General features: G+C 73.9%; 16 protein-coding genes. 4 read left to right on the plus strand and 12 right to left on the minus strand.

Annotated features, from left to right (window positions below; all coding sequences use genetic code 11):
• Both ACOOHC_RS03885 and ACOOHC_RS03890 read right to left on the minus strand, forming a co-directional pair.
• Entirely contained in the window at nucleotides 1-1,491 is a 1,491-nt protein-coding gene (locus tag ACOOHC_RS03885; RefSeq protein ID WP_420452703.1) for a PQQ-dependent sugar dehydrogenase, read from the minus strand.
• Nucleotides 1,488-2,411, minus strand: coding sequence for an acyl-CoA thioesterase (locus ACOOHC_RS03890; protein ID WP_420452704.1), 924 nt, complete (start codon nucleotides 2,409-2,411; stop codon nucleotides 1,488-1,490). The genes ACOOHC_RS03885 and ACOOHC_RS03890 overlap by 4 nt, the downstream gene beginning before the upstream one ends.
• Before the next feature lie 145 nt (nucleotides 2,412-2,556).
• On the opposite strand from ACOOHC_RS03890, the gene ACOOHC_RS03895 reads away from it, so the two are divergent.
• Together ACOOHC_RS03895 and ACOOHC_RS03900 are read left to right on the plus strand one after the other, a co-directional pair.
• The gene (locus ACOOHC_RS03895) at nucleotides 2,557-3,222 is read left to right on the plus strand and encodes a nitroreductase family protein (RefSeq protein ID WP_420452705.1); all 666 of its coding nucleotides are present in this window, start codon (nucleotides 2,557-2,559) and stop codon (nucleotides 3,220-3,222) included.
• 52 nt (nucleotides 3,223-3,274) lie between these two features.
• On the plus strand, nucleotides 3,275-3,925 hold the full coding sequence (locus tag ACOOHC_RS03900; RefSeq protein WP_420453851.1) for a class I SAM-dependent methyltransferase: 651 nt from the start codon (nucleotides 3,275-3,277) through the stop codon (nucleotides 3,923-3,925).
• A 127-nt stretch (nucleotides 3,926-4,052) separates the two neighbouring features.
• On the opposite strand, the gene ACOOHC_RS03905 is transcribed toward ACOOHC_RS03900, so the two are convergent.
• The 5 genes from ACOOHC_RS03905 to ACOOHC_RS03925 form a co-directional block, all read right to left on the minus strand.
• Nucleotides 4,053-4,844, minus strand: coding sequence for a lysophospholipid acyltransferase family protein (locus ACOOHC_RS03905; RefSeq protein ID WP_420452706.1), 792 nt, complete (start codon nucleotides 4,842-4,844; stop codon nucleotides 4,053-4,055).
• A gap of 77 nt (nucleotides 4,845-4,921) precedes the next feature.
• The gene (locus ACOOHC_RS03910) at nucleotides 4,922-5,935 is read right to left on the minus strand and encodes a prenyltransferase (RefSeq protein WP_420452707.1); all 1,014 of its coding nucleotides are present in this window, start codon (nucleotides 5,933-5,935) and stop codon (nucleotides 4,922-4,924) included.
• Nucleotides 5,932-6,729 (minus strand): class I SAM-dependent methyltransferase, encoded by a 798-nt coding sequence (locus ACOOHC_RS03915; RefSeq protein WP_420452708.1) that lies wholly within the window; start codon nucleotides 6,727-6,729, stop codon nucleotides 5,932-5,934. Before ACOOHC_RS03915 ends, ACOOHC_RS03910 begins: the two co-directional genes overlap by 4 nt.
• Before the next feature lie 16 nt (nucleotides 6,730-6,745).
• On the minus strand, nucleotides 6,746-8,053 hold the full coding sequence (locus ACOOHC_RS03920) for a glycosyltransferase family 4 protein (protein ID WP_420452709.1): 1,308 nt from the start codon (nucleotides 8,051-8,053) through the stop codon (nucleotides 6,746-6,748).
• Between the two features lie 146 nt (nucleotides 8,054-8,199).
• A complete protein-coding gene (locus tag ACOOHC_RS03925) occupies nucleotides 8,200-9,129 on the minus strand; it encodes an aldose 1-epimerase (RefSeq protein WP_420452710.1) in 930 nt (309 codons plus the stop codon).
• 99 nt (nucleotides 9,130-9,228) lie between these two features.
• Here ACOOHC_RS03925 and dtd point away from each other — a divergent pair, with 99 nt between their 5' ends.
• A complete protein-coding gene (gene dtd / locus ACOOHC_RS03930; protein ID WP_420452711.1) occupies nucleotides 9,229-9,696 on the plus strand; it encodes a D-aminoacyl-tRNA deacylase in 468 nt (155 codons plus the stop codon).
• On the opposite strand, the gene lnt is transcribed toward dtd, so the two are convergent.
• From lnt to hemE, 5 genes are read right to left on the minus strand one after another with little or no spacing between them, the layout of a single operon-like run.
• Entirely contained in the window at nucleotides 9,674-11,335 is a 1,662-nt protein-coding gene (gene lnt / locus ACOOHC_RS03935; protein WP_420452712.1) for an apolipoprotein N-acyltransferase, read from the minus strand. The genes dtd and lnt overlap by 23 nt on opposite strands.
• A 50-nt stretch (nucleotides 11,336-11,385) precedes the next feature.
• Nucleotides 11,386-12,318: a sortase gene (locus ACOOHC_RS03940; protein ID WP_420452713.1), complete on the minus strand. Its 933-nt coding sequence runs from the start codon at nucleotides 12,316-12,318 to the stop codon at nucleotides 11,386-11,388.
• Nucleotides 12,319-12,340: 22 nt separating this feature from the next.
• Nucleotides 12,341-13,705 carry a protoporphyrinogen oxidase gene (gene hemG, locus ACOOHC_RS03945; RefSeq protein ID WP_420452714.1) on the minus strand — a complete coding sequence of 455 codons (1,365 nt, stop codon included), beginning with the start codon at nucleotides 13,703-13,705 and terminating at the stop codon, nucleotides 12,341-12,343.
• Nucleotides 13,702-14,679, minus strand: coding sequence for a ferrochelatase (hemH, locus tag ACOOHC_RS03950; protein ID WP_420452715.1), 978 nt, complete (start codon nucleotides 14,677-14,679; stop codon nucleotides 13,702-13,704). The genes hemG and hemH overlap by 4 nt, the downstream gene beginning before the upstream one ends.
• Before the next feature lie 48 nt (nucleotides 14,680-14,727).
• On the minus strand, nucleotides 14,728-15,831 hold the full coding sequence (gene hemE / locus ACOOHC_RS03955; protein ID WP_420452716.1) for a uroporphyrinogen decarboxylase: 1,104 nt from the start codon (nucleotides 15,829-15,831) through the stop codon (nucleotides 14,728-14,730).
• Nucleotides 15,832-16,019: 188 nt separating this feature from the next.
• Here hemE and ACOOHC_RS03960 point away from each other — a divergent pair, with 188 nt between their 5' ends.
• The gene (locus tag ACOOHC_RS03960) at nucleotides 16,020-18,101 is read left to right on the plus strand and encodes a HelD family protein (protein WP_420452717.1); all 2,082 of its coding nucleotides are present in this window, start codon (nucleotides 16,020-16,022) and stop codon (nucleotides 18,099-18,101) included.
• The last annotated feature ends 44 nt before the right edge of the window (nucleotides 18,102-18,145 follow it).

The raw sequence follows: 18,145 nt of genomic DNA on the forward strand, positions 1-18,145 counted from the left end.
TCAGGCGGGGGCCAGGCGCTGCACGGCGCCCGACGTCGACACGGTGTAGACGTCGCCGAGCGGACCCTCGACGACGGCGGCCAGGGCGGGCACGTTCGCCACCTCCACGAGCCGTGGCTCGCCGGACGGACCGTCGGGGGTCGAGGTGACCGAGGTGGTGTCGAGCGCCCACACCGTCCCGCTGCAGAAGTCCCCGAACACGTACCAGCCGTTGAGCTGCTCGAACGACGACTCGCGGGCGACGACGCCGCCGCTCACCGAGCAGTTGCCCCCCTCGTGGGTGTAGGTGACGACCGGTCGGGTGTGGTCGGGGTCGTCGACGTCGTCGTTGAACGGCTGGTCGCCCTCGAAGGCGCTCCAGCCGAAGCTGAGCCCGCGTCCGGCGCCGGCGCCGTCGGTGGCCGGCGCCAGGTCGATCTCCTCCACCTGGCCCTGACCGACGTCACCGATCCACAGGTCGCCGGTGAGCGAGTCGAACGAGAAGCGCCACGGGTTGCGCAACCCGCTCGACCAGATCGTCGGGTCCGCCCCCTCGTCGTCGACGTGGGGGTTGTCGTCGGGGACGCCGAACGGCCGGTCGCCGTCGGGGAGGGGATCGATGCGGAGGATCTTGCCGAGCTGGCTCGACAGGTCGAGCGCGACGCGATCGGGATCGCCGCCGTCCCCGCCGTCGCCGAGCCCGACGTACAGCAGCCCGTCGGGCCCGAACGCCAGCTCGCCGCCGTTGTGGTTGGAGTACGGCTGGTCGACGGTGAGCACCTCGCGGTACGACGCCGGATCGAACCGCCCCGACCCGGGGTCGATCGCGAGCTCGGCGACGACGGTGTCGCCGTCACCGTCGGTGAAGTCGATGTAGGCGAGATCCTCGTCGGGGTGGAACGCGAGGCCGAGCAGGCCGCGCTCCCCGCCCGTGGTGAAGCCGGGGCCGTCGACGGATCCGATCTCGAACACGACCTGGTTCGACTCGTCGTCGGCCGCCACGATCGAGCCGCCCTGCTCCACGACGTAGAGGCGGGTGTCGGAGGGGCGCGTCGCGATCTCCACGGGTGCGGCGAACGTCGCCACGTCGACGAGCCGGACGTCGGGCTCCGGGAGGGGGCCGGCGACGGTGGTGACCGGTGCGGGCTCGGGCTCGCTGCCGGGAGCCGCGGAGGGGAGGTCGGCGCCGGCCGACGGGGTGATCGTCGTGGTCGAGGCGCCGGACGCAGCGCCGGGGTCCGTCGCCGGGGCGCCGTCGTCGACGGGGAGGTCGGCCGTCGTCGGGGTGCCGTCGTCGACGGGGGGGTCGGCGGTCGTCGCGGCGTCGCCGGCCGCTGCGCCCGGGTCGGAGGCGGCGGGCTCGGCGGCACCATCGCTGCCTCCGCACGCCGCCACGGCGAGGGCGAGGGCGACGGCGCCACCGGAGAGGGGGCGCCGGCGGCGGGTCGTGCGTCGCCGCCGCCCGGCACCACGGGGGAGCGACGGCACGTGGGTCCTCGGATCGGACCTCATTCGGTGAACCTCGCCAGACCCTCCTGGACCACGCTCACCGCGAGGCGGCCGTCCGCGGTGAAGATCGACCCGCCGGCGAGACCGCGCGACGCACCGGTCGAGATCGCTCCCTGCTGGTACATCAGCCACTCGTCGACGCGGAACGGCCGGTGGAACCACATCGCGTGGTCGAGGCTCGCCATCTGCAGGCCCGGGTGGTCGTAGTGCAGGCCGAACGGGAGCAGCGTCGTGTCCAGCAGGGTCATGTCGCTCGCGTAGGTGAGCACGCACGCGTGCAGGACCGGATCGTCGGGGTTCGCCTTCAGCCACACGTGCTGGCGCTCGTGGGGTTCGCCCTCGCGGGAGAACGGGTCGCCGTCGACGTAGCGCAGGTCGATCGGACGGGGACGGTGGTACCAGTCGCCGATCCGCTCGGCGTGCGGAGCCATGCGGGTGTGGAAGTCGGGGAGGTCCTCGGGGCGCGTCATGCCCGGGTCGACCTGCACCTGGTGGTCCGGCCCCCCGGCCTCGGCGTCGTGGAAGCTCGCCTGCAGGTTGAAGATCGCTCGGCCGTGCTGGATCGCGACCACCCGCCGGGTCGAGAAGCTGCGACCGTCGCGGATGCGGTCGACGTCGTAGAGGATCGGCAGGCGCGGGTCGCCCGGGCGCAGGAAGTAGGCGTGGAGCGAGTGGACGTGGCGGCCCGGCTCCTCGATCGTGCGCGACGCCGCGATCAGCGCCTGCCCGGCGACCTGACCCCCGAACACGCGCACCCGGTCCTCGTCGGTCGAACGGCCGCGGAAGATGTTCACCTCGATCTTCTCCAGGTCGAGGAGGTCGACCAGGTCGTCGAGCGCGGCCTGGCCCTCCCGCGCGCTCGACGCCGGGGACCGGTCGTCGGACGTGGGCGTCACCGCCGTCTCGGAGGAGGTCGAGCTCATCGACCCCCATGTTGCCACGAACCCGCTGCGATGCGGACTCCCTCCCGAGGTCGTGCGAGGTCGGATCGGGCCCGCCGCCCGCACGCCGCCCCGGTCGGCGCCGGTCGACCACGGGCACCGGAGGTCGGGCTCGTAGGGTCGGGTCATGGCTCTGCTCGACCTCAGCACCGACGAACTGCTCACCACGACCCGTGCGGTCCGCAAGCGCCTCGACCTCGATCGCCCGGTCTCCGACGAGGACATCCGCGACTGCGTCGAGATCGCGATGCAGTCGCCGTCGGGTTCGAACCAGATGACGATGCAGTTCGTCGTCGTGCGCGACGAGGCGAAGCGCCGGGCGATCGGGGAGATCTACTCCACCTGCTTCGGGATCTACCGGGAGATGGACGGCGTCTACGCCGGTTCGATCGCCAAGGAGAGCCCGGAGGAGCAGGCGCAGCAGGACCGGGTGACCAGCTCCGCCGAGCACCTGGCCGAGACGATGGGGCAGGCGCCCGCGCTGATCATCGCCTGCTCGAAGGGCGGGCGCGTCGACGGCGCGCCCGCGATGGCGGCGGCGTCGTCGATGGGCAACGTCCTGCCGGCGATGTGGAGCTTCATGCTGGCCGCTCGGGCGCGCGGTCTGGGAACCGCGTGGACCACCGTCGGGCTGATGATGGAGAAGGAGATCGCGGAGGTGGTCGGCATCCCCTTCGACGAGGTGCAGCAGGCGTGCCTCAGCCCGATCGCGCACACGAAGGGCACCGACTTCCGTCCGGCGATGCGTCCGGATCCCGACTCGATCATCCACTGGGACACGTGGCGCGGCTGAGCGTCGTGCGCACGAGCGGGGCGGCGAGGCGGTCGCCGTGAGCGGCACGCGCATGACCGACCGGCGACGTGCGATCGCGCTCGCGACCCGGGGGTTCATGCCCGCCGAGGAGGGCGAGGCGCTGTGGGACGCGGCCGTGTCCGCGTCGGCCGCCGTCCCCGACGCCGCGCTCGTCGAGATCGGCTCGTACTGCGGACGCTCCACGGTGTGGCTCGGCGACGCCGCCGAGCGCTCGGGACGCACCCTGTTCGCCATCGACCACCACCGGGGCTCGGAGGAGAACCAGGCCGGGTGGGAGCACCACGACCCCGACGTCGTCGACGAGCGCACCGGGCGGATGGACACCCTGCCCTTCCTCCGTCGGACGGTGCACGAGGCCGGCCTCGAGGAGACGGTGGTCGCCGTGGTCGGGGCCTCGCCGACGGTCGCACGCCACTGGAGGGCGCCGTCGGCGCTGGTGTTCGTCGACGGGGGCCACGGCGAGGAGCCCGCACGGCTCGACTACGCCGGGTGGGCCCCCCACGTCGCCCTCGACGGGACGCTCGCGATCCACGACGTGTTCCCCGACCCCGCCGACGGCGGACGTCCGCCCTACGAGCAGGTGTACCTCCCCGCCCTGGAGTCGGGCGAGTTCGAGGAGACCTCGGCGACGGGCAGCCTGCGGGTGCTGCGCCGCGTCCGCCCGCCGGTCACGCCGACCTGAGCGGTGACGGCGCGCGCGGGCCGCCCGTGGTCGACGTGGAGCCGCACCGTGGCCGAGGACGCCACGACCGAGCGGGGGCGCACCGAGAGCCGGACCGCCCCGGCGAGGCGGACGGGGACGAGCACGCTCACCCCGTGCCGGTCGCGCCCGGGTCGACCGTCGCACGGGACGCGTGCTCGGCGCGCAGCTGCTCACGTGCGGCTGCGATGACGTCGCGCACCCGGTCGCGCAGGTCGTCGAGGTCGTCGCGGGTGAGCCCGTCGGTCGGGATCGGGTCGAGCACGCGCACCTCGGCGCGCGCTCGGCCGTGGCGCCACCCGTCGGCCGGCAGGCAGTCGCGCGTCCCGAACACCGCCATCGGCAGGATCGGGTGCTGGCCGTCGATCGCGATCGTGAACGCACCGGCGTGGAAGTCACGCATCTCGCCGGTCCGTGAACGGGTCCCCTCGGGGAAGATCATCACCGACACGTCGTCGCCGAGGCGGTCGTGGGCCTGAGCGACGGCGCCGAGGCGCGAGTCGCTGTCGGTGCGGGTGATCTCGATGTCGCGCGAGAGCCGCATCATCCACCCGAGGATCGGGATCTTCATGATCTCGACCTTGGACATCCACTTCATCTCGGTCGGCAGGTGGGAGATGAGGACGATGTCGACGAAGCTCTCGTGGTTCGCGACGGCCACGTACGGCCGGCGCATGTCGTCGGGGAGCCGACCCGAGGTCGTGAAGCTCCACAGCGGGTTGAGCGTGCACAGGGGCACGCACACCTTGCGGAACACGTAGCCCGCGGCGTAGGCGGCTCGATCGAACGGCATCGTGACGACCCGCACGACGGCGACGATCGGGAGGAACACCAGGACCGAGGCCACCATCACGATCCACCCCCAGATCGAGAGCACGGCGTTGACCGGACGAGGCGACATCGGGCGAGTGTAGGCAGGCACCGATCGGCCCGATCGGCCCGATCGGCTCGACGACGCGGGCGGGCGCCCGGTCGGGGTCAGTCGGTGAACAGGCGCGACGCGGGGGTGGCCCCGGTGATCGCGTCGACCGCGAGCACGACCGCTGCAGCGGTGTAGCTGGTGTGCTCGTCGAACGGGAAGAGGATCTCCCCGGGGTGGACGATGCCCGTCCAGTACGCGCCGTCGGGGCGCCGATGGGTGCGGGTCCAGCGCAGGAGGTCGGTCGCGGTGGACGTGTCGCCCATCGCGGCGTACGCGAGGGCGCACTCGGCGGTCTCCGAGGCCGTGATCCACGGTTCGTCGCTCACGCAGCGGATCCCGAGGCCCTCGTCGGCGAACTCGTCCCAGCCGCCGACCATGCGCTCCTTGGCCTCCACGTTGCGCACCGCTCCGGTGAGCACCGGGTAGTACCAGTCCATCGCCCAGCGCTCCTTGGGCTCGAACGCGCCGGGTCGGGAGCGGATCGCGTCGACCATCACCTCTGCGGCCAGCACCCAGTCGGGGCGCGGGTCGCCCAGCGCCTCGGCGAGGTGGGCGCCGCAGCGCAGCGCGTGCTGGATGCTGCACGTCCCGGTGAGCAGGGCGTAGTCCCACGGGCGCTCGTCGGGCTCGACGGCCCACAGCGCGAGACCGTCGGAGCGCCGCGTCGACAGCACGAACTCGAGCGCGCCGACGACGGTCGGCCACATGTTCTCGACGAACCCCCGGTCCCACGTGCTGCGCCAGTGGTGCCAGACGCCGGTCGCGACGTACGCGCACACGTTGGTGTCGAGCTTGGAGTCCTCGACGGAGCCGTCGCTGCGGTAGTAGTTGTGCCAGCTCCCGTCGGGGCGCTGGATGCCGTGGAGCCACTCGTACGCGGCCTCGGCGTCGCGGTGGCGCCCGGCCACGTCGAGCGCCATGGCCGCCTCGACGTGGTTCCACGGGTCGCAGTGCCCGCCCGGGAACCAGGGGATCATCCCGTCGTCGAGCTGCAGCGACACCAGGTGGTCCGCGGTCGCCTGCAGCTCCTCCGCGCTCATCACCCCGTCGAGGGCGACCTCGACGCTCACGACCCCACCCCGGCGACGACCGCGGGCCCGGCCGCACCTGCGACGGTCCGCGCCGGGTCGTCCCCGGCGGCCACGCCCGCGGGCTTGCGTCCGTAGAGCACCACGCTCTTGCCGAGCGCCGGCGACAGCGCACGCTCGGCGATGCGCGTCGCGAGCGGACGCTCGACGATGTCCCACTCGAGCAGGGAGCGGTAGCGGGCGACCAGGGGGTGGTCGTCGTCGTCGACGCCGACGGCGCACCGCAACCACCAGTAGGGCGTGTGCAGCGCGTGGGCCCGGTGGCTGCCGGCGAGGTCGAGGCCCGCCGAGCGCAGCTTCGCCGCGAGCTCGGTCTTGGAGTAGATGCGGACGTGGCCGCCCACCGCCTTCGGTGCGTGGTACTCGTCGGACAGCATCCAGTTCACCTTCTCCGGCAGCCACGCCGGGACCGTCGCGGCGAGGATCCCGCCGGGGGCGAGCACGCGGACCATCTCGTCGATCGCGGCGACGTCGTCCTGGACGTGCTCGAGGACCTCGGAGGTGATGATCCGGTCGAAGGACCCGTCGGCGAAGGGGAGCCGGGTGGCGTCGCCGCGCAGGACCCCGGTGATCCGGCTCGGATCGATCTCGCCCGTCTCGGCCATCGAGCGCAGCGTCTCGGCCGTCCCCACGACCTCGTCGCGGGCGGGGTCGAGGGCGACGACGTCCGCGCCGCGGCGGGCGCACTCGTACACGTGGCGGCCGAAGCCGGTGCCCACGTCGAGCACGCGGTGCCCCGGTCGCAGGTCGAGTCGGTCGAAGCGGATCGTCAGCACGGTGCTCTCGTCCCGCTCAGAGTCGCCCGTTGCGGCGGAGCTTGTCGACGTTCGACGGCATCGAGAGCACCTCGCGGTACTGCTCGACGGTCAGCTCGGCGCAGCGGGTCCACGTCCAGCGATCGAGGACGCGCCGCCGACCGGCCTCGCCGATGCGCGCGCGCAGCTCCGGGTCGTCGAGGCCGCGCCCGATCGCGACGGCGAGGGCGTCGGCGTCGCCGGCGGGGCACTGCAGCACGGTCTCGCCGTCGGCGCCGGTCACCTCGGGGAGCGCGCCCCCGTCGGTCGCCACGAGGGGGGTGGCGGTGCACATCGCCTCGATCGCCGGGAGGCTGAACCCCTCGTACAGGCTCGGCACGACGGCGAGCTCCGCCTCGGCGTAGAGCTCGACGATCCGCTCGTCGGGCACGCCCGACACGAACTCGATGTGCGGACCGAGCCCGAGCTCGTCGATCAGGCGCATCGACCGCGACGGCTTCGGCGAGCCGATGATCGTCAGGGTGACGTCGCGCTCGGTGCGCAGCTTCGCCATCGCCTCGACGAGGAACGACAGGCCCTTGAGCGCGACGTCGGCCGACGCGGTGGTGATCAGGCGACCCGGGATCGGCTCGACGCCGTGCAGGGGTCGGAACAGCTCGGGGTCGACGCCGACCGGGACGAGGCGCATCCGGTCGCGGCTGACCCCCATGTCGGTGTGGATGTCGTCGATCGAGTTCTGGCTGACGACCACGATGCGCGGCATCCTCGCCGCCACCCGGCTCTGCATCTTGACGAAGGCGTACCAGCGCCCGACCGACAACCGCTTCCACGGCGTCGCAGCGTCCGCCATCTCGAGCTCGCGGTCCTTGGTGATCGGGTGGTGGAGGGTGACGATCGTCGGGATCCGCTTCTCGATCCGGCGGATGCCGTAGCCGAGGCACTGGTTGTCGTGGACGAGGTCGAACTCGTCGGCCCGGTCGACGAGGGCGTGGGCGGCGCGCGCCGAGAACGCCAGCGGCTCGGGGAACGTCCCCTTCATGAACTGGAGCAGCTCCAGCACGTCGTAGCGGTCGTCGAGCTCCCACCAACCGGGCATCCGGCCGGGGAAGTGGTCGTTGAACGTCTCGAGCGACGGCAGCTCCGTGAGCGCGACCCGCTCGTCGAGATCGGGGTACGGCGGCCCGCCGAGGACCTCGACGGAGTGCCCGAGGTCGACCAGCGCCTTCGTCAGGTGACGGGTGTACACGCCCTGGCCCCCGACGTGGGGCTTGCCCCGGTACGTCAGGTACGCGATCGAGAGGGGCGCGCCCGGATCCAGAACCGTTCCCCGACCGACCGACGCCACCTCTCCACGTTAGCGGCCCGGTTACCGACCGGTAGGTGACCGTTCCCACAGCCGGCCCCACCGTCGCGCAGCCGTCCCGGGAGCTCGGCGATCGCTCGGCTCGCACCCGTCGGCGTCGTGGGCCCGGACCGGATCCGTGGCGAGCGTCAGCTCGCCCAGGCGATCGACATGGAGATCCCGAGGGGCCGCTCGTCCGAGACCACGACCGGACGGAGGTTCGCGGCGTCGGGCGGCCCGGTCTGGGGCTCCACGCAGGTCGCGTCGGACGGCAGGTCGTAGACCACCCAGTGGTCGGTGTCCGAGGTGACGGTCACCACGCGTGCGACCGCTCGATCGACGTGCAGGCGGACGGGGCCGTGGTGGACGTAGCAGTCGTCACGAGGTCCGCTCGCTGGCGGCACCAGCTCGCCGGTGGGGATCCCGTGGGCGTCGAGCGCATACATCGCGATCGGGTCGAACTCGAGCCGATCGGGCTTCGCGAACCACGGGTGCCACCCGATCGACGCCGGCATGGGCGACCCGCGAGCGGCGCGCACCTCCATGTGGGCGTCGAGGCGGTCGGGGTGCACCTCGATGCGCTGGCGCACGACGCCCTCGAAGGGCCAGTCGAGCGCTCCGGTGAGACCGCACGAGATCACGCAGCTCGACGCCGTCGCCTCCTCCACCGTCCACGCGCGGGTGAAGGTGGTGCCGTGGATCGCGTGCCGACGGGCCTCGGCGCCGTCGAGCCGGCCGCCCCCGCCGTCCGGGGGCGGCAGCGGCGGGTCGATGGCGCCTCCCCCGCTGCCGCCGGAGTCGTCGTGGTTGCGCCGCAGGGCGACGTCGCGACCGAGGAACGAGAAGCGGCCGTGGCGGATCCGCCCGGCCCACGGCGCCATCGGGAACGACCCCCAGGCGCTCGAGGTCGCCGATGCCCCGTCGGGCTCGGGGACGAGCAGGTCGACGGTGGAGCCCGCCCGGGTGACGGCGATGCGCGACAGCCGACCACCGCGCGACACCGCGACGCGCACCATCGCCGACGTGGCGGGACCCTGCGATCGCAGCACCAGGTCGTCGTGCTCGGCGGGCTCGGTCATCGCCGGACACTAGGCGCGCCCCGTCCGCCGGCGGGCCCGTCGCCGCCACCGGCCGGGTCGGCTCCCGCGCCGGCGCGACCGGTGTGGGAGGGTTCGGGGATGCGAGCGCTCGTCCAACGCGTCACCCGCGCCGAGGTCCGCAGCCGGATCGAGCCCGACGGCGTCCTCGTGCCGGTCGGGGCGATCGCCGCGGGGCTGTGCGTCCTGGTCGGGGTGACCCACTCCGACTCGGGCGACGCGGCGCGTGCCCTGGCGCGCAAGGTCGCCGGGTTGCGCGTGTTCGACGACGACGACGGGGTGATGAACCTCGCCGCCCCCGAGGTCGGGGCGGGCTTCCTGGTGGTGAGCCAGTTCACGCTCTACGGCAGCACCGACCGCGGCCGCCGCCCGAGCTGGGTCGACGCGGCGCGGCCCGAGGTCGCCGAGCCGCTCGTCGGGCTGTTCGTGGCGGCCCTGCGCGAGATCGCGGACGAGACCGGCGCCGTGGTCGAGACCGGGCGCTTCCGGACCGAGATGGAGGTCGAGCTCGTCAACGACGGACCGGTCACCCTCGTCGTCGAGGCGTGAGCTCGTCGGCGGGCGCCCACGACCCGGTCGCTCCCCGCCGTCGTCGCGCCGCTGCCTCGGCGACGACGGCCCCGAGGGCGACCACGATCAGCGCACCGATCACGGGCCCGTCACCGAGGCGGACGTACCAGGTCGTCCCGGTGCGCAGGGCGATCTGGCGCACCAGCACGACCTGCTCGCGCTGCGAGCTGCGCTCGACCACGTCACCGTCGGGGGAGACGAAGGCGCTGAACCCGGTCGGGGCGGCCTGCACCACCCACCGCCCGGTCTCGATCGCCCGCAGGCGGCTGGACGCCACCTGCTGCGTCTGGACGATCGTGCCGGTGTAGCTGGCCCCGTTCGTCGGGTTGACGATCGCCTCGGCGCCGAGCCGCACCCCCTCGCGTGCCCGACCCCCGAAGAACACCTCCCACGAGATGACCACCCCGAGGCGGTCGCCCGACGGCAGCTCGAGCACCGCCGGGGTGCGGCCGGGGACGGCGTCGCCGACGCGATCGACGGCGGAGGTGACCCGCTCGAGCAGCGACCGCAGCGGGACGTACTCGCCGAACGGGACCCGCCGCACCTTGTCGTAGCGATCGACGACCGACCCGTCGGCAGCGACGACGACCTGGGCGTTGGTGAACCGGCGCCGACCGTCGACGACCACGTCCTCGGTCAGCCCGAGCGTGATCGGGACGCCGAGGCGCTCGGCCTGGGCCGAGACGAGGGGGGCGACCGGGGACCGGCGGTACTCCTCGACGTCGATCGTGTTCTCCGGCCACACGACCAGGTCGAGGCCGCGGTCGGCGGCGATCGACGCGGTCGCCTCGAGGTGCCGATCGGTCACCAGCCTCGGAGGCACCTCGAGCGCGCTCGTGCCCTGCCTGCCGCCTCCCTGGACGATCGCGACGCGTCGGGTGGCGCCCGAGTCGACCCCTCGCGGCGCCACGGACGCCAGCGCGACCACGGCGACGACCGCGACCGCGGCTGCGAGCGCCACGAGCGCGGGGACGTCCGGGCCGGACCGCTCCGGCGACCGGCGGGGGACGAGCCGACCGGGCAGCCTCGCCGCCACCTCGACGACGATGGCCGCCGCCTGGAACACCACCCACCCGATCAGGATCACCCCTCCGACCCGCGCGACCCCGCCGAGCGGACCACCGACCTGCGAGATGCCGAGCGAGGCGAGCGGCACCCCACCGAAGGGGAACGAGAAGCGGAGCGCCTCGACCAGGGCGCGCATCGCCGGACGGGCGATCACCGACCATCGACCCGAGGGCGAGGCGAGCGTCGCGAGGCCGTGGAACCCCGCGAAGATCGCTGCGGCGACGACGTAGCCCGGAGCGGTGAGCTGGACCATCCACCCCATCCCGAGGAACATCCACCCGGCCCCGAACCACCACCCGACGGCGAACCGCCGGCGGGGCGACGGGGCCCGTCCGAGCGCGACGTCGGCGACGGCCACGCCCACGAGCGCGAGCGGCCAGAACCCCCAGGGCGGCAGCGAGAGCGCCACCAGCGCGCCGCCGCCGAGGGCGAGCGCCGCCGCCGGGACGGTCTCGCGCCATCGCCCGCGCGGGCGGTGCGCGGGGGTGCGTGGCGGGGCTGCCGCCGACTCGGGCGACCCGGCATCGGGGGTCGCAGCGGTGCCCGTCACGGCGACAGTTCTACCCGCCGGCCGTCGTCGGCGATCGTCGCCCCGTGCGGTCAGCCGGCGAGCTCGAGGTGCACGACGATGCGCTGGCTCACCGATCCCGGGGGGTGGCAGGCGAAGAGCGTCGCGGTCGCCGTGTCGGTCTGGTCGACGATCCACATCGCGTCCGGCTGGACGATCTCGGTCGACGTCACCCGGTAGGGGATCGATCGACCGTCGACGTCGAAGCGCACCTCGTCGCCCGGCACCAGCCGGTCGACGTGGCGGAAGTGCGCCTGCTCGCTCGTCCGGTGCGCCGCGACGACGACGTTGCCGATCTGACCCGGCATCGCCGTCCCCGGCCAGTGGCCCGGACCCGCGTCGAGCGTCGGCAGGCGGATGCCCTCGAGCAGGGGGGCGTCGAGCCCGATCGCGGGGATCGACATGCGCCCGAGCGCGATCTGCTCCTCGTGCCCGTGGGGATCCGACGGGGGATCGACCGGCCGGAGGGGTTCGCTCGGCGCGACCGGCGCCGGAGCCGTGGTCGTGGCCGGCGGCGTCGTGGTCGGCGGCGTCGTGGCCGGCGGCGTCGTCGTCGGCGGCGTCGTCGTGGCGCTCGGCGGGATCGTGCTCGTCGTCGTGCTCTGAGTCGTGCTCGGCGTCGTGGTGCGGAACGTCGTGCTCGGCGCCGGAGCCGTGGTCGTCGGCGCGACCGTCGTGGTGGCGATCGGAGCGAGGACGGGACCGTCGCGCCCGGGGAGGGTGCCGGTGGTCGCCTCGACCTGGCCGAACACCCGGTCCCGATCGGCGCGGGACGGATCGCCGTCGGTCGCCGCCGCCGGCGTCGTGCGGAGCTCGCCGCCGGCGTCGTCGTCGACGAGCACGAACGGCAGGGCGGCCAGGCCGACGACCGCGAGCACGGACGGGATGCCGACCGAGAGCGCCCGGCTCCGACGTGCGCGCGCCACATCGGGTGCGGTGTCGGGATCGTCGGTGTCGTGGCTCATCGGGACCGGCTCGTCGCAGCTCCTACGGTGCCAGGGAACCGATGCGCTCCGCGGCGCGCCGGGCGGCTGATCGACCGCTGCGCACGCACGCCGGGATCCCGATCCCGTCGTAGCTCGCGCCGGCCACCTCGAGCCCGTCGGCCAGCTCGATGCGCACGGCGTCCACCCACCGGCGGTGGTGCGGTCGGTACTGCGCGAAGGCCCCGGGCCACCGGTCGACGCGCACCTCGAGCGGGGTGGCGTGCACCGCGACCTGGCCGGCCAGGTCGTCGAGCGCCCGGGCGACGATCTCGTCGTCGTCGAGGTGGAGCACCGGAGCGCCGTCGCGCCCGAGCGAGACGCGCAGCAGCTCGCCGCCGGACGGAGGGCGCCAGTGGGACCACTTCTGGCTCGCGAACGACACCGCCGTCACGTGGCGCTGCACCGGTTTGGGGACCAGGTACCCGCTGCGGCCCCGCAGCCCCTCGGGCCACCCGTCGGCCGGGAGGTGGATGGTGACGAGAGCGACGTCGGCCGTCTCGGCCCGGGAGAGCCCCGCCGGGGTCGGACCGTCGACGATCCCGGCGACCGCCCCGGCCGGGACGGCGAGGACGACGGCGTCGAACGACTCGTCGCCGACGCGCCAGCGGGCCCCGTCGGCGACGACCGTCGGCGCGCTCGAGGTGCGCACCTCGGCACCCGCTCGCTCGAGGGCTCGCGCCGTCGCCGCGGCGAGGTCGCCGACCCCGCCGCGGGGCGTGGCGAAGACCGGTGCCGCGGACGACGACGCCGTCCCGGCGGTGCGACGTGCCACGCGGCGGGCGGCCAGCAGGACGCTGCGGTGCTCGGCGAGCGAGGCGAGCTGGGGCATCTCGGCCAGGCTGAACCGATCGGTGTCGGTCGCGTAGATGCTCCCGACGAGGGCGTCGACGAGGCGCTCGTGCACCTCGTCGCCGAAGCGCGAGCGCACGAAGGCGCCGATGCTGTCGGGCGCCGTCGAGGTGCGCGCCAGGAACGGCTCCAGCGCGGCCCGCGCCGTGCCCCGTGCGCTGAGCAGACCCGAGCGGGCCAGGGCCACGGGGTTCCCGGGCACGCCGAGGACGAGCCCGTCGGGGATGTCGTGGAGGCCGTCGTACCAGACGGCCGCGCCGACGCGCTCGGGGTGGACGAGGTCGTCTCCGAGCCCGACCCGGTGCGCGAGGTCGACCGCGTCGGGGACCCGGGCCAGGAACGCGTCGGCTCCGCGGTCGACGCCCTCGACCCCGGCGAACGTGCCGGCGCGCGTGCGCCCGCCGACCTGGGGGGCTCGCTCGTGGACCACCACGTGGTCGAACAGCGAGGTGGCCTCGAGCGCGGCCGCGAGGCCGGTGATGCCCCCGCCGACGACGGCGACGCGGCGCGGGCTCACCCGTCGTGGTCGGGGCTCGCCGCCTCCGACACCCGGCCGGCCAGGGCGGCCATCACCTCGGCGTCGTCGTTGACGCAGGCGGTGCGGTCGAACAGGAGCCCGACGTCGTCGGCACGGTGGCGGGCCTCGATGTCGAGGTCGTAGAGCACCTCGAGGTGGTCGGCGACGAACCCGCACGCGCTGACGATCACCCCGCCGACGTCGGGGTCCTCCCCGAGGTCGTCGATGACCTCGAGCACGTCGGGGCCGATCCACGGCTCGGGGGTGCGCCCGGCCGACTGCCACCCGATCGACCACTCGTCGCCCTCGTGCAGGCCGACGGCGGAGGCGACCGCCTCGGCCGTGGCGCGCAGCTCGTCGGGGTAGGGGTCGCCCTCGTCGATGATGCGCTGCGGGAGCGAGTGCGCGGTGAACACGACGTGGACGCGCCGGTCGTCGTCGGCGTGGGCGAGGTGCTCGACCATCGCCTCGTGGCGCGAGCGCAGGTCGTCGGCGAGGAACTCGACGAACGCGGGCTCGGTCGCCCAGCTCTCGATGCCGACGACCTCGACGTCGGAGCCGGCACGCTGGACCCCGTCCGCGGTGCGCGCCAGGTACTGGCCGATCGAGTACGACGAGTAGTGGGGGGCGAGCACGACCCCGACGATCCGCTCGACCCCGTGGCCCACCAGGGACTCCGCCCCGGCCTCGACCTTGGGGTCCGCGTGCTTCAGGCCGAGGGTGACGTGGAAGCGATCGGCGTCGATGTGGTCCAGCGCCGCCTGGAGAGCGTCGCGCTGCGACTCGGTGAGGGTCGCGAGCGGTGAGATCCCCCCGATCGCGTCGTAGCGGGCGACCAGGTCGGCCAGCTGCTCGGGAGACGGCGGGCGTCCGCGACGGATGTCGGTGTAGTACTCCTCGACCTCGCCCGGGTGGCGGGGTGTGCCGTACGCCATCAACAGCACGCCGACGCGCCGGTCTGCCTCGTCGCTCACGGATCCAGCCTGGCCCGGAACCCGACGGTTCGCACCATCCGGATCGCCTCAGACCGCGGTGCGCTCGTGGACGAGGTCGACCACCGCGTGGAGCACGTCGGGGTCGCTGTGCTGGTCGACGCCGTGACCCAGGTTGAACACGTGGCCGGGGTGGTCGGCGTTGTCGTCGAGGACGCGCTCGGCCCCCTCCAGCGCCGCCGTCCGCCCGGCGAGGACCAGGGCCGGGTCGAGGTTCCCCTGGACGACGAGGTCGGCGCCGAGCCGCTCGCGCGCCCCGGTGATCGTCGTGCGCCAGTCGAGCCCGAGGATCCGGGGCCCCACCGACGGCATCGCCTCGTGGATCGCCTCGAGCAGGTGGTCGCACCCGATCCCGAAGTGGACGCACGGAGCATCGGGGTGGCGTTCGCGCAGCTCGTGGAGAACCCGCGTCGAGTGGGGGAGCACGAAGCGGCGGTAGTCGGCGAGCGAGAGGGCGCCCGCCCACGAGTCGAACAGCTGGAAGGCGGCCGCGCCGGCCGAGAGCTGGGCGTCGACGAAGGTGATCGCGGAGGTCGCCAGGCGGTCCATCAGGTCGTGGAACAGCGACGGGTCCGCCCGCATCATCGTCTTGGTGAAGCGGTAGTTCCGGCTCGGGCGGCCTTCGACGAGGTAGCTGCCGACCGTGAACGGGGCGCCGGCGAACGCGAGCAGCGGGACGTCGGGGGGCAGCAGGGTGGTGAGCCGCCGCACGGTCTCCACGACGTAGTCGACGTCGTCGACCTCGAGCGGCCGCAGCCGGTCGAGGTCGGAGCGGGCGCGCAGGGGCCGCTCGGCGACCGGTCCGGTGCCCGGGGCGACGTCGATGCCGAATCCCACCGCGTGGGGCGGGACGACGATGTCGCTGTAGAGCACGGCGGCGTCGACGCCGTACCGCCGGACGGGCTGCATCGTGATCTCGGCGGCGACGTCGGGCTGCTTGATCGCGTGCAGGATCGACCCCTCGCCGCGCACCCCCGCGTACTCGGGCAGCGAGCGACCGGCCTGGCGCATGAACCACACGGGGGTGTGTCGGCTGCGACGGCCGTGGGCGGCCGCGAGCAGCGGCGGCTCGGAGCTCGGCGCCGGGGTGGCGCCGCCCGGCGCGGAGGGGGCGTCGGTCTCGGTGTCGCTCATGTCGTCGGCGACGCTACCGGTCCGACGATGACCGGCCTCGACGTGCGGGCGACCCGCAGGGCCGAGCGGACTCGCGGTCTCGTGCCCGCCCTCGACCGATAGCATTTGACGGCCCTGGAATCATGAGCCGACAGCACCCCGATCACGAGTCAGAGCAGGCCTACGTCGACCACGCGTACGAGTGCCTGGTGAGCAGTCGCTCGGCCGCGCTGCGGATCCGCGACATGAACGAGGCCGATCTGGGAGGCACCTTCCAGGCCCGCTTCGAGCGCAACGCGTTCGACGAGGCGATCGTGAAGCGGCTCGAGGACCTCGACCTCGGCGACGCCTCGCTCGTGTTCGGCCGCATCGACCGGCTCGCCGAGTCGCCCGACGCCACCGAGGCGTTCCACATCGGGCGACTCGCGGTCGCCGACGAGGATCGCGAACCGGTCGTCGTCGACTGGCGGGCGCCGGTGGCCGAGCCGTTCTACCGCGCGACCGGTCGCGACCCGATGGGCCTGGTGCGCCGTCGTCACTTCGTGATCGAGGGCCGCGACCTGCAGGGCATCGAGGACGAGCTGTTCGGGGAGGGGCACCTCGGCCTCGGCCACGACGACGGTCTCGACGGATCGGGGGTGGTGCGGGCCGGTGACACCGGGCTGCGCGGCTACTCGACGCTGCTCGCCTCGATCGAGCGCGGGCGGACCGGGACCCTCGGCGACATCGTCGCCACGATCCAGGCCGAACAGGACGAGATCATCCGCTCCCCCCAGAGCGGGGTGCTCGTCGTGCAGGGCGGCCCCGGGACCGGCAAGACGGTCGTGGCGCTGCACCGTGCCGCGTACCTGCTCTACACCCACCGCTTCCCGCTGGAGGACCAGGGGGTGCTGGTCATCGGTCCGAACCGCGTGTTCCTGCGCTACATCGAGCGCGTCCTTCCGTCGCTGGGCGAGGCCGGCGTCGACCAGGTCGTGCTCGCCGACCTGGTGCGCGGGGTGACGTTCCTGCGCGCCGGCGACGACGGTGACGACTCCCCGGCCGCGGCGCGGATCAAGGGCGAGGACCGGATGTCGGACCTCGTCGACAACGCGATCGCCGACCGCCAGCGGCCGCTGCGCGACGACGTCGAGATCCCGTTCGGGGCGGGGTACGTGCGACTGCGCGCCGAGGAGACCCGACGCATCGTGCGCTCGGCGAAGCGGCGCTTCCAGCGGCACAACGCCGGTCGCCGCTGGGTCGAGAACGAGGTGTGGGGGGCGATGGCCGCATCGGTGCGCGACCCCGAGGTCGGCCCCCGCCAGGTGCGCGACGCGCTTCGCTGGACCGACGACGGCCGCCGCGTCCTCGACGCCATCTGGCCGCTGCTGACCCCCGCGCAGCTGCTCCACGACCTGTACGGCTCGAAGGCGCTGCTGCGACTCGCGGCACGCGGAGTGATGAGCGAACAGGAGGCGGTCGCTCTGTTCCGACCGCGCTCGGAGTCGGTCGACGACGTCCGCTGGACCCCCGCCGATGTCGCGGTCCTCGACGACGCCCTCGACGTGCTCGGTCCGAAGCCGGCCCGGGGCGGCAGGATCGACGAGTCCGACGAGATCCGGACCTACGGCCACATCGTGATCGACGAGGTGCAGGACCTCACCCCGATGCAGCTGAAGATGGCGACGCGCCGCTCGCTCGGCGGCTCGATGACGATCTTCGGCGACATCGCGCAGGCGACCGGACCGCTCGCGCCCGACGGGTGGGACGACGTCCTCGCCCACCTGCCGGACCGCAAGCCGTCGCGGGTCATCGGGCTGTCGGTCGGCTACCGCATCCCCGAGCAGATCATGGAGCTCGCGAACCGGGTGATGGCGGTGGCCACCCCCGGCCTGCGCGCCCCCGACTCGGTGCGCGTCGGCGACACCGGGCCCGAGATCGTGCGCGCCCCCTCGGTCGCCGAGCTCGGTTCGACGGCGGCGGCCGCGGTCACCGCGCTGAGCGCGGCGATCCCCGGTGGCTCCATCGGGGTGGTCGCCTCCGACCCGCTGCTCCCCGAGCTGTCCGAGGCGCTGGACGCCGCCGGGGTCGAGCACGGCTCGGCGATGCGCGGCGGCCTCGAGTCGGGGGTCACCCTCGTCCCGGTGAGCGTCGTCAAGGGCCTCGAGCTCGACGGTGTCGTCGTCGTCGAGCCGGAGCGCATCGTCGCCGATCGCGAGCACGGGATGCGTGCGCTGTACGTGGCGCTCACCCGCTCGACGCAGCGGCTCACGATCGTCCACGCGGACGAGCTCCCGGCTCCGCTGCGCTGAGCACCAGCCGTCCCCGTGGCGCGCCGCGACGGCCGCGGCGTCGG

Source organism: Ilumatobacter sp., assembly GCF_965215205.1.
Taxonomy (GTDB): Bacteria; Actinomycetota; Acidimicrobiia; order Acidimicrobiales; family Ilumatobacteraceae; genus Ilumatobacter_A.